The following is a 12691-nucleotide window of genomic DNA, read 5'->3' as shown; positions in this document are numbered from 1 at the left end:
AGTCGCAAGCTGTTGTCGTAGAATAATATTCTACCTGAGGAGAATTTTATTCTACGGACGGCGGCCCAGGAACTCGACGACTGCCTGCTTGTGCGTGCGATCGCCGACCGCGAGGTTGTGATCTCGCCCTTCGATGGCGAAGCTTTCGGCGCCCGGGATCAGCGCCGCCAGCTCCGGGCCGGAACCGGAGACATCGTCCTTGGTACCGACACTGACCAGGGTCGGAACGGCGATCTGGCCAACCTCCGCCTTGCTCAGCGTCTGGCGCGTACCGCGAATGCACGCGGCGAGGGCCCGCAAATCGCTGCCAGTGTTCTCGGCGAAGGCGCGAAACATGCGTTGCATCGGATCGGTCAGATCGGCGAGCGAGGGCGCCTCCATCGCGTCGGCGATACCGAGCGGCAGGCCGACGCCCTCGACCAGATGGATGCCGAGCCCGCCGAGCAGCAGCGAGCGCACGCGCTCGGGATGGGCGAGCGTCAGATGCGACGAGATGCGCGCGCCCATCGAATAGCCCATGATGTCGGCACGCTCGATCGACAGATGGTCCATCAGCCGGCGCGCATCCTCGGCCATGATGTTCGAGTGATAGGCCTCGGGGTCGTAGAGCTTCTGGCTGCGGCCATGGCCGCGATTGTCATACAGCACGACGCGCCGGCCGGCATGGGTCAGCGTCTTGGTCCACTGCGTGTTGACCCAGTTGACCGCATGGCTCGAGGCGAAGCCATGGATCAGCACGATCGGATCGCCGGTGCCGTCACCGGTCGGGGCGAGGTCGAGATAGGCGATCGCCACGCCGTCGGAATCGAATGTCTGCATCTGCCCTGCCGCCAGCTGCTTTTGATCTGTGTGTTGATCTGCCATGGCGGCGCGGCTTTGGGTAGCGCCTCGCCGGCGCGCCAGTGCGGGCCACCTCTTCCCCAGCCGCATCGCGCCGCTTATGACGAGGCATGAGCGAGCAAGCGCAACCTTCGGCCGGCGGCCGTATCGAACTGGTCGATCTGGCCCGCGGCATCGCGCTGCTCGCGATGTTCGTCTACCACTTCGCCTACGACCTCTCCTATTTCCGGCTGATCAGCGTCGATGTCGTCAGCGATCCCGGCTGGCGCGTCTTCGCCCGCCTGATCGCCGGCTCCTTCCTGGCGGTCGTGGGCTTCAGCCTGGTGCTGTCGACGCGCAACGGCTTCGATCGCGGCAACTATCTGCGCCGCCTCGCACTGGTCGCCTGCGCAGCGATCCTGGTCACCTCCGCCACCTGGTTCGCGCTGCCGCAGATCTTCATCTTCTTCGGCATCCTCCATCATATCGCGCTGGCGAGCGTGCTGGCCCTGCCCTTCCTGTTCCTGCCGACCGCCGTCATCGCGCTCGCGGCGATTGTCGTCTTCGCCCTGCCCTTCATCCTGGGGCACGATCTCTTCACGCAGGACTGGCTGTCCTTCCTCGGCTTCGGCCCCTGGCCACTCACCGCCGATTTCGTGCCGGTCTTCCCCTGGTTCGGCTGCGTGCTCGCCGGCATGGCGCTGGCGCGGATCGCTCTCCCGAAAGCGCAGGAGAGCAGCTGGGGCCGCTGGCGGGCGACCTCCGCCCCGGCCCGGCTCGTCGTCCTGGGCGGCCGCAACAGCCTCTTCGTCTATCTCGTCCACCAGCCGCTCTTCATCGGCGTGCTGTTCCTGTTCATGCAGGTGTCAGGCCCGAAGCTGCCCGACGCAGAGGCGGTTCCGTTCCTGACCTCCTGCCAGCGCTCCTGCACCGCGACAGGCACGCCCAAGGAGATCTGCGAGCGCGTCTGCGGCTGCTCGATGGACGGGCTCAAGCGGGCCAATCTCTGGGTCAAGGCGACGGCCGACGCACTGAGCCCGGCTGAAATCGAGCGGGCTCGCGAGATCGGCCAGAGCTGCGCCCGCCAGCCCTGATCGCCTCGCCGCGCGCAGCGGCGACAGGACACGGCAGCAGCAACATCGGTCTGCTTTGCGCGCGCTGGCGCGAGCTGCGGCGAACGATTATGGTGCCGCCCAAATCGCAAGGACGAGAGCCATGGCCGATCACGGCACCCCGCATTTCCACAATGATCCCGGCGTCGCGGTGATCCATATCGGCGCGCGCGAGTTCATGTGCATCGGCGCCAAGCCGCCCTTCGACCACCCACACGTCTTCCTCGACATGGGCTCGGACGACGAGATCGTCTGCCCCTATTGCTCGACGCTGTTCAAATACGAGCCGTCGGTCGGCCATGGCCATTGCAAGCCGGCCGAGTGCGAGTACCACGACACCGCCAAAGCGGCGTGAGAGGCATCCCGCTGAGCATGTTCCGCAAAAGTGGGTACCACTTTTGCGATGAGAACATGCTCAACTTATTGATTCTGCGCGAATTCTTTCGTTCAGCCGACATCGGCTGAACGGAATGCGCGCGGGGCGCGGCGGGGCTGACCAGATGGCCAATCTCCCGATCTTCATCGCGGGCGCCGGTATCGGCGGCTTGACCGCCGCGATCGCGCTCGCCCGCCGCGGCATTCCCGTCGCCATCGCCGAGAAGCGCACCCGTTTCGACGAGGCCGGCGCCGGCATCCAGGTCTCGCCCAATGCCGGGCGGGTGCTCGAGTCGCTCGATCTCGGTCTCGCTCTACGCCGCGCCGCGATCCGACCCGAGGCGCTGGCGATCGGCCATTGGGGCGGCGGCAAGCCATTGCTCGCCATGCCGTTCGCCCCGCCGGTCGAGGGCGCGACGCCGTCGCGCTCGCTGAAGCGGGCCGACCTGCACCAACTGCTGCTCGATTCGGCGAGAACCTTGCCGAACATCCGCTGGATCATCGGGCGCGGCCTCGTCGATGCGCATGAGACCGAAACCGGCGTCACGGTCACGCTCGGCAGCGAGAGCGGTGGAACCGAGACGGTCGAGGCCATGGCTCTGATCGGCGCCGACGGCCTCTGGTCGCGCGCCCGCGCCCTCGTCGGAGATACGGGCGAGCCCGGCTTCACCGGCTGGGAGGCCTGGCGCTCGCTGATCCCCGCGGAAGGTTTGCCGGAAGCGCTGCGCCGTCCGGCGGTGACGCTGCATCTCGGCCGCGCCCGCCATGCGGTGCATTACCCCGTCTCGGGCGGCAAGGAGATCAACCTCGTCCTGATCCGCGCCGCGCGCGAGGCGCGCCCCGGCTGGTCGCGCGAGGGCGAGGCCTCGCAGTTGACCGAGATCGCCGGCAATGCCGGCGTCGGCCTGCGCGAGCTGATCGAGCGCGCGCCGAACTGGCGGATCTGGTCGCTCTACGACCGCGCCCCTGCCCGGATGGCGAAAGGCCGCATCGCCCTGCTCGGCGACGCAGCCCACCCGATCCTGCCCTTCCTTGCCCAGGGTGCGGCGCTCGCCATCGAGGACGCCGCCGTGCTGGCTCACGAGCTCGCCACGCGGCTGGCAAGCGAAGGGATTGCTTCCGTACCGGCGGCCCTGGCGGCTTATGCCAAGGCGCGCACCGAACGTGCTGCGCGCGTCCAGCAGGCCAGCCGCAAGAACGGCGAGGCCTATCACCTCGGCCGGCCCTGGAGCTATGCCCGCGACTTCGCCATGCGCCGCATGGGCCCCGCCGGCATGCGCCAGCGCCATGCCTGGATCTATGACTGGCGCGCGCCATCCTGACGAAATCGTCATCGCCTCGGCTCGGCTGATCTCGTCAACGCCGCATTCGCTTCCTAGATTATCCGCGGGTGACACGAAACGAAACGAGCCAATGATCCGCATCGACCTCAACAATGCCGCCAGTGCCCGTCTGGGCCGCTTGCCCCGCTGGGCGAGCTGGCTGGTCATGGCCGGTGCCTTCGTCGTCGGGGTGCTGATTTTCCTGGTCGCGGCGAGCCTGGCGCTGATCCTGGTGCCGCTGGTGATCGCCGGCGCCGCCTTCGCCACCTGGCAATTGCGCCGCCGCATGCGTGCCGCCGGCATCGACCCGCAGAACCCGTTCGAGCGCAGGCAGCCCGAGACTGCCCGCGGCGAGATCGTCGACGCCGAGTACCGCGTGATCGAGCCGGCTGAGAAGCGCTAAGCGCGGGCCGACAATTCGGCTCGCAGCCGGGCGTTCTCCACCTCGAGCTCTTCCAGACGCTGGCGCACCGGTGCAAGCGCCGGCGCCAGCTCAGCCTCGCTGAAGCGCGGCGTGATGTGCTGCGGGCAGTTCCAGTCGAAGGCCTCGACCTTGATGGTTATCCCGCGCTCCGGCACGGCGCGATAGCCCGGCACGATCAGGCGCTGGGCCAATTCCGGCTCGGCCGCGAGATCGTGGAAGCGCGCCCGGCCGAAGATCTTCAGCCGCGCCCGGTGGCCGTAATCCATCAGGAACAGGCAGAGCCGGTCGTCGGCAGAGAGGTTGCCGAGGCTCAAATATTGCCGGTTGCCGCGCAGATCGGCGAAGCCGAGCGTCGTCTCGTCGAGCACGCGCAGGAAGCCCGGCGGGCCGCCGCGATGCTGCAGATAGGGCCAGCCGGTTTCCGACACGCTGGCAAGGTAGAAGGAATCGCGCGCTGCGATGAAACCGGCCTCGGCCTCGCCGAGCCGGTCATTATGCGGCTCGCCCTCCTCCTGCCGGGCATAGGCGCGCCGGCTGCCTTGCGCCTCCTGCGCCGCCTTCACGGCCGGTGTCGTTGCGATGTCGAGGAAACGATGGGTCATCTTGCGGGCCTCCGCCCACCGAGATGACCATTTCACCATCAGATCGCAATCACCGCAGTCGGCAGTTCAGAATTCCGGAAAATGGAACAATCGGATCAAGGGAGCAGCCGCGACACGATACCCTCGAAGGGCGTTCCGATCCCTTGTGGCAGCAGTTGGACGGACGAGCCCGAAATCCAGACCTCGAAACAATCCTCCTGCGTTGCTCCGGCGCGCCAGCACAGGCTGTCGTCGCTGACACGCCAGCGCAGATCCTGCCGCCGGCTCATCGCATAGGCGACGACGCTGCCGTCGGGCCTGAAGCTGTAGCGCCAGTGGATCCCATCGCTGTATTCCTTGCCTGCCAGCAGCCGTTCGATCGCAGTGCCGCGAATGCGCTTCGCCTCCGACTGTTGCGCTTGCGCCTGGGCGCAGAGACTGGCCGCGATCAGCGCGGCCAGTCCCGTCCTTCTCGAATTCGCGCTCATCTCAGCCTCCCGTGAGCCGAACCAGCACGACTCCCGCTACCGCACAGGCGGCCAGCACCGGGATCATCCCGAACTTGAAGCGCAGCAGCGCGATCATCGCTGCGGCCGCCAGCACAGCGGCACGCCAGTCGAGCGAAGCCAATACCGGCAGGTCGGGCGTCAGCGGCCCGATCACGACCGGCTGCACTGTGCCGAACAGCACATGCAGCCCGAACCAGAGTGCGAGATTGGCGATGACGCCGACGACCGCGGCGGTGATCGCGGTCAGCGCCGCCGAGAGCGCCTTGTTGCCGCGCAGCGCCTCGATGTAGGGCGCGCCGAGAAAGATCCAGAGGAAGCAGGGCGCGAAGGTGACCCAGACGGTCAAGAGCCCGCCCAGGCTGCCGGCGACGAGCGGATCGAGCCCGCCAGGTGCCCGCCAGGCGGCGAGGAAGCCGACGAATTGCAGCACCAGGATCAGCGGCCCGGGCGTCGTCTCGGCAAGGCCGAGCCCGTCGACCATCTCGCCTGCGGCGAGCCAGCCATAGGTCTCGACCGCCGCCTGAGCGACATAGGCCAGCACGGCATAGGCGCCGCCGAAGGTGACGACCGCCATGGTGCTGAAGAAGCCGCCGATCTGGGTGAAGACGTTGCCGCTGCCGAGCAGCGCCCAGAGCAGCACGACCGGCCCGAGCCAGAGCGGCAGCCAGACCGCCAATACCTTGAGCGCCCTGCCCGCCGAGGGCTCGGCATGGGTGAGCTCGCCGCGCTCGAACATCAGGTCGACGACGCCCTTGAACTCCGGCGCGCCGTCCTTGCCGGCATGGCCTCCGCCGCCGAACAGCGCCGGCGCCCAGCGATGGCCGAGCCAGCCGATCAACCCCGCGCATATGATGACGAGCGGGAATGGCGCCTTGAGCAGGAAGAGCGCGAGGAAGGCCGCGATCGCGATCGCGACCATCGCCCGGTTCTTCAGCGCCCGCTTGCTGATCCTGAGGCCCGCCTCGATCACGACCGCAAGCACCGCCGCCTTGACGCCGAAGAAGATGGCATCGACCAGCGGGACCTGGCGGTAGAGCACGTAAAGCAGGCTCAAACCCCACATCACCAGCGCGCCGGGCAGGATGAAGAGCAGGCCGGCGATCAGCCCGCCGATCGTCCGGTGCATCAGCCAGCCGATATAGATGGCGAGCTGCTGCGCCTCCGGGCCTGGCAGCAGCATGCAGTAGTTGAGCGCATGCAGGAAACGGCGCTCGCCGATCCAACGGCGCTCGTCGACCAGCTCCTTGTGCATCAGGGCGATCTGCCCGGCCGGTCCGCCAAAAGAGAGCAGGCCTATCTTGAGCCACACCCGGGTCGCTTCGGCGAGGGAGGGCGTGGCGGGGGCGGCCATCGCCGCCCCTTCATTCGTCACGATCGTCATCGTCCGGCCTCAGTTCTTCACCGGCACGGACGGCCAGTTATGAGTTTCCTCGGTCGCGTCCCGGCACCAGCGATAGAAGGCGTCGTAGAGCAGCATGCCGGCGTCGAGCTGTGCCAGGTCGTCGCGATACATCCGTGACAGGCCGAGCGAGGCGGCAAGGAAGCCGGCCGCCTCCGGCACGAGATCGAGCCGGGCCGTATCGGCCGCCCTGACGATCGTGGCGAGCTGGTCGAGCGCTGGCGAAGGCAGCCCGAACTCCTCGATCATGATGTCGAAGCTGCAGCGCTCGCCGCGATGGCTCCAGAACACGCCGTCGATGTCGAACGGCGTCGCGCCAAAGCGGTCGGCCACGGCCGCGACCTCCGGGGCCGAGACGAACAGGAAGACGGCGCGGGGATCGACGAAGCGGCGGATCAGCCAGGGGCAGGCGATGCGGTCGATCTTGGGCCGCGCTCGCGTCACCCAGAGCGTGCGCCCGGCTGGGTCGCGTTTCGGCAGCTTGCCCGTCTCGACCAGGAGCCCGCCCGCCTCGCGCCAGGCCTCGAAGCCGCCGGTGAGGTTTTCCGCCTCGATGCCCTCATGCCTCAACCAGGCGGCGACGCCTTCGCTGAGCTTGTGCCCCCTCTGGCAGATGACGACGACCTTGCGGCCGGCATAGGCGCCGGCCCAGGCGGCGACGTCGCGGTGGCTGCGGCGCTCGCTCGCCGGCAGCAGGCGCGGGTCCGCGGCGACGTCCTCGTCGATGCGGACGTCGATCAGAACCGGCGCATCGGGCAGGCCGACGAGCCGGGACAATTGCGCAGCTGTGATCTGGATATTGGAAGACATGAGCGTCCATCCTTGAGCTAAGGAAAGTGGACGCGATCCTTGGGCTGACGCCTCACGGGGCGGTCGCGAATGGCCCCTGCGGGAAGCTTAGATCACCGGGAACGAGCAGCGTCAACGGCAGGCTCGGCGCACCCTTCGGCCAACGCGAGCCTGTGCAGAACGCGCACAGGCGGCCAGGAGACACAATCCACACCATCGAATGTCAGTGTGAACGCCTCGATTGATCGCGACGCATAGGTCAGGGCGCTGGTCCGGCGTGCAGAATCGATCGCCAATGCGATGGTGAGGTGAGGTCGCCAGCGGCTCGGGCTGTAGTTGGCGTCGCAGGGCAAGGATGCTGGCTCCAGAGCCGCATGCAGCCTCGCGTGCAAATCGAACAGGCGTTGATCGTGCTGTGGCGCCAGCCAGAGGACGAGTAGATCGGTATCGAAGAACTCGACCCGATCGAACGACACCGAGATTGCAGCCTCACCATCGAACACCTCCATGGCCTTCTGGAGACTGGAGGATTCGATCGTTGCATACCGGGTCAATGTGAGGTGCGGCCGATAGCCGAGCGCTCGGATCGACGGCACATCTTCCAAGGCCGAAGCCTCGTCGACATGCTTCCAGAAAGGCTGGGCAGCAGAGCTCGCGCTTAAGGTGATGCCCAGCATAGTGCTCCCCTCGCACCAGCCTTCCGTTGGAGTACGGCCAGCCCTTATCTCAATCGATCCGGCTGACCAGCAGCTTGTCGATCCGCCTGCCGTCGAGATCGACCACCTCGAAGCGCCAATGGCCCTTCTCGAAGCTCTCGCCGACATTGGGCAGCCGGTTCATCTCGGCCAGCACGAAGCCGGCGACGGTCTGGTAGTCGGCATCGCGTGGCACATGGATGCCGAGCTCATGTGAGAACTCATCGACCTGCATCCAGCCGGCGACCAGGAAGGAGCCGTCGGCACGCGTGACGATCGGCGGCTCGTCGGCCTCGTCCTCCTGGAAGGCGCCGGTGATCGCCTCGAGCACGTCGCTCGAGGTGATGATGCCCTCGAAATGGCCGTACTCGTCGAAGACCAGCGCGAGATGGACATTCGAAGCGCGGATGGCGCGCAGCACGTCAAGCGCCCCGCTGGTGTCGAGCACCACCGGGGCCTCCTGCACGAGGCTGCGCAGGTCGCGGCCGTCGCCGTCCGAGAGCGCGTCGAACATGTCCTTGACGGTGACGACGCCGATGATGGCGTCGGCCTCGCCGTCCTGCACCGGCAAGCGCGAGCGCTTGGTGGCGCGAACCTGCTTCTTGATCTCATCGACCGTGTCAGTGAGGTCGATGACCTCGACCTCACGGCGCGGCGTCATCAGCGCCCTTGCCGAGCGGTCGGCGAAGCGCATCACACCCGAAATCATCTCGCGCTCGTCGCGCTCCAGCACGCCGGCATTCTCGGCCTCGGCGATGATGGTGCGGACCTCCTCCTCGGTGACCGTCTCCTCCGGCTCGCCCTTCTGCCCGAGCAGCGCCAGCACCAGCTTGCCCGAAGCGTCGAGCAGCCAGACCAGCGGCGAAGCGACCTTGGCCAGCACCACCATCGCCGGGGCGACGCGCGCGGCGACGCGCTCGGCATCGCGCAGCGCGATCTGCTTCGGCACCAGTTCGCCGATGATCAGCGAGAGATAGGTGATGAGGACGACGACGGTACCGACGCCGAGCCCGTCGGCGGCGGCATTCGACAGCCCGTGCGTACCGAGCCATTCCGACAGGCGCGCGCCAAGTGTCGCGCCCGAGAAGGCGCCGGAGAGCACGCCGACAAGCGTGATGCCGATCTGTACCGTTGAGAGGAAGCGGCCCGGATTCTCGGCGAGCTTGATCGCCTTTGCGGCCCCTTTGCTGCCTTGATCGCTGAGGACTTTGAGCCGTGCCGGCCGGGACGAGACGACCGCGAGTTCCGACATGGCGAGGACACCGTTAATGACGGTGAGGACGACGACGACCAATATCTCCGTTAACAAAACCAGCTCGGGGATTGCAGGACCGCGCTCGCTATCGGCCCGCTTCTGTGCCGCTTATAACGCATTGGCGGCCGAACGCGATGGGAGAAGACGATGCCCCAGGACGATCCCCATCACCACGATCCTCGTCAGCTCGCACCCGCGACGCAGCGCAACCGCGAGCCGATCCTCGCCGTGCTGCGTGAGGTCCTGCCGGCGCAAGGCCAGGTTCTCGAAGTCGCCAGCGGCTCCGGCGAGCATGCCGTCCACTTCGCCGCCGCCTTTCCGGGGCTGGTTTTCCAGCCGAGCGATCCCGATCCGGCCGCACTCGCCAGCATCGATGCCTGGACCCGCGACAGTGGTTTGTCCAATCTGCGCCCGGCCATCCGCCTCGACGCGACCACGCCACGCTGGCTCGTCACCGAGGCCGACGCGATCCTGTGCATCAACATGATCCACATCTCGCCCTGGGCGGCAACGGAGGGGTTGATCCGGCACGCGGCGGAGTTGCTGCCAACGGGCGGGCCGCTCTATCTCTACGGGCCCTATCGCCAGAGCGACGTGCCACTCGTGCCCAGCAATGCCGTGTTCGACGACAGCCTGCGCCGGCGCAATCCGAAATGGGGGTTGCGCGAGCTCGAGGCAGTCGCCGAGCTGGCCAGGGACGGCGGCTTCGGCGAGCCCGAGGTGACGGCGATGCCGGCGAACAATCTCAGCGTGGTGTTTCGGAAACGATAGGCATTTCAAGCCTGAACGATGTGTCTTTTCTTTGCGGTTCCTTGCAAGGAAGAGCGCTTGGACTCCTCCCTTCCCCCTTGTGGGGATGGGGGTGGTGCCGCCTGGCGATCGTCGGCAGGAAACGGGAGTGGCAGCGCGGCAGTGCTGCGAATCTACCGATCGCTCCGGCTTTGCGATCCCCACCCCTGCCCCTCCCCACAAGGGAGAGGGGTTCCCCGTGCCCCTCACCCCCCGTCGCAGCTGGTTTCCTGTGTCGCGCAGATGCGGTCGACCCAGGCGCGGACGCGGCCAGTCTCCGCTCCCGCCTTGGCGGCCGGCTTGATCTCGACGCCGGACAGGGCCTCGCTGCCCTCCGGGAACGGGCCGTATTCGACCAGCACCCATTTGCCGCTGCAGCCGATGAGGCGGCCGTTCTGGACGAAGGCGTCGCCGTCAAAGCCCGTCCCGTCCTGACCAGTCAGCACCGCCGGCGCTTTCGCATCGGGTCGCTGACGGCCGGCATTGGCTTGCGATTTCACCGTCAGCTTGCGCCCGCTGACCCAGCCCGAACCTTTGAACATCGGCCGCGGCGCAGCATCGGTTAGCATCTCGTTGTCGCGCGCCTTGGCGATCCTGAACCAGCCATTGGCGCCGGCGCTGACCTCGACCTCGACCATGGCGCGCACCGGCGGATCGTCGCTGCTGAGCTTCACCGGCGGCAGCGTCCCGACCACCTTGTTGCCGGTACCCGGCCCGGCACGGACGTTGAGCCCTTCCGGATCGGTCTCGCTGACAAAGGCGCCGAAGGAGCAGGCGACCTGCCCGGCCGGCGCCGGAGCCACGGCTTCCGACTGCGCCGCCGCCGGAGCGGTGAGCAGCAGGGCCGCCATCAGGCTCGCGGCAAAAGCCTCAGGACGCGGCATTGACGAGCACATAATAGAAGGCGTTGGGTTTCCCGACCGCCTTGAGGAAGACCGGGTAGCGGTTCTTCGGGACGGTCTGGCAACCGGCCGACCAGGTATTGGGCTCGAGCACATTGTCCGCCCCGCCGCGGTGGATGTACATGCTGGTCCCCGCCCCTTTCGGGTCGATCCGGCTCTTGTCATCTTCGGTGAAGCGGCCATCGCCATCGGTGTCGCGCTCGGCGATCTGCGTGTTCTTCACCTGGAAGGCCCGGTCCCCGAGGAAGCCGCCCTTCTTCTCGAAATACTGGTAGGTGCCCTCGGTCATGCGACCGGCATCCTTGATGCCGTCCTTGTTGATATCGACGCCGTCGGCTTTCTTGAACGCGACGCCCTTGTAGCGCTTGTCGCCGCTGCCGGCGCGCTGCGAGTACTGGGCTCCCGGCTCGGTGCAGATCGGGAAGCTCGCAAGCTCGCGGAAGCGCCCGGTCCGGCGCATCACCACGACGAGGTCGTCATAGGAGCCCTTGCCGTGATTGGCGATCGTGCTGCTTTCCTTGCGCAGCGCCAGCAGGACGAGGCGGCCAAACCTCAAATCGAAGCGCGCATCGGTCGAACCGAAGCGCCAGAAGATCGCCGAATAGGAATCGAAGGCCTGCTTCGTCGTGCGGAATTGCGGGCGATCGGCCGAGGGGCGGCGGAAGCGGGCGTCGAGAATCTCGCTGTAGAAGCCGCGCCATTCCCGTAAACTCCGCAGCCGCGTCTCGGCGACCGGACTGAGGTTCACTTCGACGACGCGCCAGAAGAAGTCCTGCAGGCCGGGTGGCACCGCCGCGACGATGTCGCGCCATTGCGAGAAGGCGATGACGCGGTCCTGGCGCAGGCAGCGGTCGAACTGCCGGGCGAAATTGCCGAAATCGAGGTCGGCGAGATCAGGGCGGCGAGCGCTCATGCGCCACCACACGATCGTTGGAGTGGGCGCATCGAACCCTCCGCCGCAGCATCATTCGGAACGACCATAAGGCAACCCCGCCCGAAGGTCAGGCGGCGAGCAACCGGTCCGTCAGCAGCTTGCGGAGGTCTGAGGGCTTTTCGCCTGCTCAGAGCACCATCGGCAGCACGAAGAAGCCGCCGATGACGACGACCGCCAGCGCCAGCGCCGTCATCGGCAGGTGCTTCTCGATGAAGATGCGGATGTCGTCGCCGTAATAGCGCAGCGCCACCGCGATCATCGTAAAGAAGGTGACGCGCGAGATCACCATGCCGAGCGTGAATTTCCAGATGTCGAAATGCAGGAAGCCGGACATGATCGTGACGATCTTGAACGGGATCGGGGTCAGGCCCTTGGTCAGCAGCACCCAGAACCAGTAGTCCTGCGAGGTGTGGATCAGGTGCGCAGCCTTCTCCTGCAGGCCGTAGATGCCGATCAGCCAGGCGCCGACCGATTCATAAAGCAGCGCGCCGATCGCATAGCCGAGATAGCCGCCGGTGACGGCGCCGAGCGAGCAGACGCCGGCATAGAACCAGGCCCGGTCAGGCCTGGCGATGCACATCGGGATCAAAAGCGGGATCGGCGGCAGCGGGCTGACGGAGCTTTCGACGAAGGTGATGGCGAAGAGGAGCCAAGGGGCTCCGGGATGCGACGCATAGGAAACGCACCAGTCGTAAGCACGCTTGAGCATGAAGGGGAAACCGTTCCTGGGTTCTCGCGCCGGTTGCAGGGCTGCCCTGCGTCCTATGCATTAATTCAATTGTCGCG

15 protein-coding genes are annotated in these 12691 nt (G+C 66.9%); 5 read left to right on the top strand and 10 right to left on the bottom strand.

Annotated features, from left to right (window positions below; genetic code table 11):
* Window positions 1-51: 51 nt before the first annotated feature.
* A complete protein-coding gene (locus tag ACSQ3M_RS01780) occupies window positions 52-819 on the bottom strand; it encodes an alpha/beta fold hydrolase (RefSeq protein ID WP_436148365.1) in 768 nt (255 codons plus the stop codon).
* A gap of 131 nt (window positions 820-950) precedes the next feature.
* Here ACSQ3M_RS01780 and ACSQ3M_RS01775 point away from each other — a divergent pair, with 131 nt between their 5' ends.
* The 4 genes from ACSQ3M_RS01775 to ACSQ3M_RS01760 all read left to right on the top strand — a co-directional run bounded on the left by ACSQ3M_RS01775 (window position 951) and on the right by ACSQ3M_RS01760 (window position 4031).
* A complete protein-coding gene (locus ACSQ3M_RS01775) occupies window positions 951-1913 on the top strand; it encodes a DUF1624 domain-containing protein (protein WP_436148364.1) in 963 nt (320 codons plus the stop codon).
* A 121-nt stretch (window positions 1914-2034) separates the two neighbouring features.
* On the top strand, window positions 2035-2286 hold the full coding sequence (locus ACSQ3M_RS01770) for a zinc-finger domain-containing protein (protein WP_436148363.1): 252 nt from the start codon (window positions 2035-2037) through the stop codon (window positions 2284-2286).
* A 145-nt stretch (window positions 2287-2431) separates the two neighbouring features.
* On the top strand, window positions 2432-3628 hold the full coding sequence (locus tag ACSQ3M_RS01765) for an FAD-dependent monooxygenase (RefSeq protein ID WP_436148362.1): 1197 nt from the start codon (window positions 2432-2434) through the stop codon (window positions 3626-3628).
* Window positions 3629-3719: 91 nt separating this feature from the next.
* A complete protein-coding gene (locus ACSQ3M_RS01760) occupies window positions 3720-4031 on the top strand; it encodes a hypothetical protein (RefSeq protein ID WP_436148361.1) in 312 nt (103 codons plus the stop codon).
* On the opposite strand, the gene ACSQ3M_RS01755 is transcribed toward ACSQ3M_RS01760, so the two are convergent.
* The 6 genes from ACSQ3M_RS01755 to ACSQ3M_RS01730 all read right to left on the bottom strand — a co-directional run bounded on the left by ACSQ3M_RS01755 (window position 4028) and on the right by ACSQ3M_RS01730 (window position 9334).
* On the bottom strand, window positions 4028-4654 hold the full coding sequence (locus ACSQ3M_RS01755) for a pyridoxamine 5'-phosphate oxidase family protein (protein WP_436148360.1): 627 nt from the start codon (window positions 4652-4654) through the stop codon (window positions 4028-4030). The genes ACSQ3M_RS01760 and ACSQ3M_RS01755 overlap by 4 nt on opposite strands.
* A gap of 95 nt (window positions 4655-4749) precedes the next feature.
* A complete protein-coding gene (locus ACSQ3M_RS01750; protein WP_436148359.1) occupies window positions 4750-5121 on the bottom strand; it encodes a hypothetical protein in 372 nt (123 codons plus the stop codon).
* A gap of 1 nt (window position 5122) precedes the next feature.
* Window positions 5123-6523, bottom strand: a complete 1401-nt coding sequence (gene chrA / locus ACSQ3M_RS01745) for a chromate efflux transporter (protein WP_436148358.1) — start codon at window positions 6521-6523, stop codon at window positions 5123-5125.
* 9 nt (window positions 6524-6532) lie between these two features.
* Window positions 6533-7351, bottom strand: a complete 819-nt coding sequence (locus ACSQ3M_RS01740; RefSeq protein WP_436148357.1) for a chromate resistance protein ChrB domain-containing protein — start codon at window positions 7349-7351, stop codon at window positions 6533-6535.
* A 92-nt stretch (window positions 7352-7443) separates the two neighbouring features.
* A complete protein-coding gene (locus ACSQ3M_RS01735; RefSeq protein WP_436148356.1) occupies window positions 7444-8007 on the bottom strand; it encodes a 2'-5' RNA ligase family protein in 564 nt (187 codons plus the stop codon).
* Between the two features lie 49 nt (window positions 8008-8056).
* Window positions 8057-9334: a hemolysin family protein gene (locus ACSQ3M_RS01730; protein ID WP_436148355.1), complete on the bottom strand. Its 1278-nt coding sequence runs from the start codon at window positions 9332-9334 to the stop codon at window positions 8057-8059.
* Between the two features lie 93 nt (window positions 9335-9427).
* Between ACSQ3M_RS01730 and ACSQ3M_RS01725 the strand changes: the two genes are divergently transcribed.
* A complete protein-coding gene (locus tag ACSQ3M_RS01725; RefSeq protein ID WP_436148354.1) occupies window positions 9428-10051 on the top strand; it encodes a DUF938 domain-containing protein in 624 nt (207 codons plus the stop codon).
* Between the two features lie 224 nt (window positions 10052-10275).
* Here the strand turns inward: ACSQ3M_RS01725 and ACSQ3M_RS01720 are convergent, their stop codons facing one another.
* The 3 genes from ACSQ3M_RS01720 to ACSQ3M_RS01710 form a co-directional block, all read right to left on the bottom strand.
* Window positions 10276-10953 (bottom strand): SH3 domain-containing protein, encoded by a 678-nt coding sequence (locus ACSQ3M_RS01720; protein ID WP_436148353.1) that lies wholly within the window; start codon window positions 10951-10953, stop codon window positions 10276-10278.
* Entirely contained in the window at window positions 10940-11884 is a 945-nt protein-coding gene (locus ACSQ3M_RS01715) for a hypothetical protein (protein ID WP_436148352.1), read from the bottom strand. The genes ACSQ3M_RS01720 and ACSQ3M_RS01715 overlap by 14 nt, the downstream gene beginning before the upstream one ends.
* Before the next feature lie 148 nt (window positions 11885-12032).
* Complete coding sequence (locus tag ACSQ3M_RS01710; protein WP_436094430.1) at window positions 12033-12614, bottom strand: YqaA family protein; 582 nt, start codon at window positions 12612-12614, stop codon at window positions 12033-12035.
* Window positions 12615-12691 lie beyond the last annotated feature (77 nt).

It is taken from the genome of Allobosea sp. LjRoot90, from assembly GCF_964254315.1.
Lineage (GTDB): Bacteria > Pseudomonadota > Alphaproteobacteria > Rhizobiales > Beijerinckiaceae > Allobosea.
Note: the sequence above shows the minus strand (reverse complement) of the source record. Positions and strands in the feature narration are given on the sequence as shown.

Bases quoted from the DNA above. Each gene is read 5' to 3' on its own strand.
- ACSQ3M_RS01780 (WP_436148365.1), bottom strand. From the start codon at position 819: ATGCAGACATTCGATTCCGACGGCGTGGCGATCGCCTATCTCGACCTC.
- ACSQ3M_RS01775 (WP_436148364.1), top strand. From the start codon at position 951: ATGAGCGAGCAAGCGCAACCTTCGGCCGGCGGCCGTATCGAACTGGTC.
- ACSQ3M_RS01770 (WP_436148363.1), top strand. From the start codon at position 2,035: ATGGCCGATCACGGCACCCCGCATTTCCACAATGATCCCGGCGTCGCG.
- ACSQ3M_RS01765 (WP_436148362.1), top strand. From the start codon at position 2,432: ATGGCCAATCTCCCGATCTTCATCGCGGGCGCCGGTATCGGCGGCTTG.
- ACSQ3M_RS01760 (WP_436148361.1), top strand. From the start codon at position 3,720: ATGATCCGCATCGACCTCAACAATGCCGCCAGTGCCCGTCTGGGCCGC.
- ACSQ3M_RS01755 (WP_436148360.1), bottom strand. From the start codon at position 4,654: ATGACCCATCGTTTCCTCGACATCGCAACGACACCGGCCGTGAAGGCG.
- ACSQ3M_RS01750 (WP_436148359.1), bottom strand. From the start codon at position 5,121: ATGAGCGCGAATTCGAGAAGGACGGGACTGGCCGCGCTGATCGCGGCC.
- chrA (WP_436148358.1), bottom strand. From the start codon at position 6,523: ATGACGATCGTGACGAATGAAGGGGCGGCGATGGCCGCCCCCGCCACG.
- ACSQ3M_RS01740 (WP_436148357.1), bottom strand. From the start codon at position 7,351: ATGTCTTCCAATATCCAGATCACAGCTGCGCAATTGTCCCGGCTCGTC.
- ACSQ3M_RS01735 (WP_436148356.1), bottom strand. From the start codon at position 8,007: ATGCTGGGCATCACCTTAAGCGCGAGCTCTGCTGCCCAGCCTTTCTGG.
- ACSQ3M_RS01725 (WP_436148354.1), top strand. From the start codon at position 9,428: ATGCCCCAGGACGATCCCCATCACCACGATCCTCGTCAGCTCGCACCC.
- ACSQ3M_RS01720 (WP_436148353.1), bottom strand. From the start codon at position 10,953: ATGCCGCGTCCTGAGGCTTTTGCCGCGAGCCTGATGGCGGCCCTGCTG.
- ACSQ3M_RS01715 (WP_436148352.1), bottom strand. From the start codon at position 11,884: ATGAGCGCTCGCCGCCCTGATCTCGCCGACCTCGATTTCGGCAATTTC.
- ACSQ3M_RS01710 (WP_436094430.1), bottom strand. From the start codon at position 12,614: ATGCTCAAGCGTGCTTACGACTGGTGCGTTTCCTATGCGTCGCATCCC.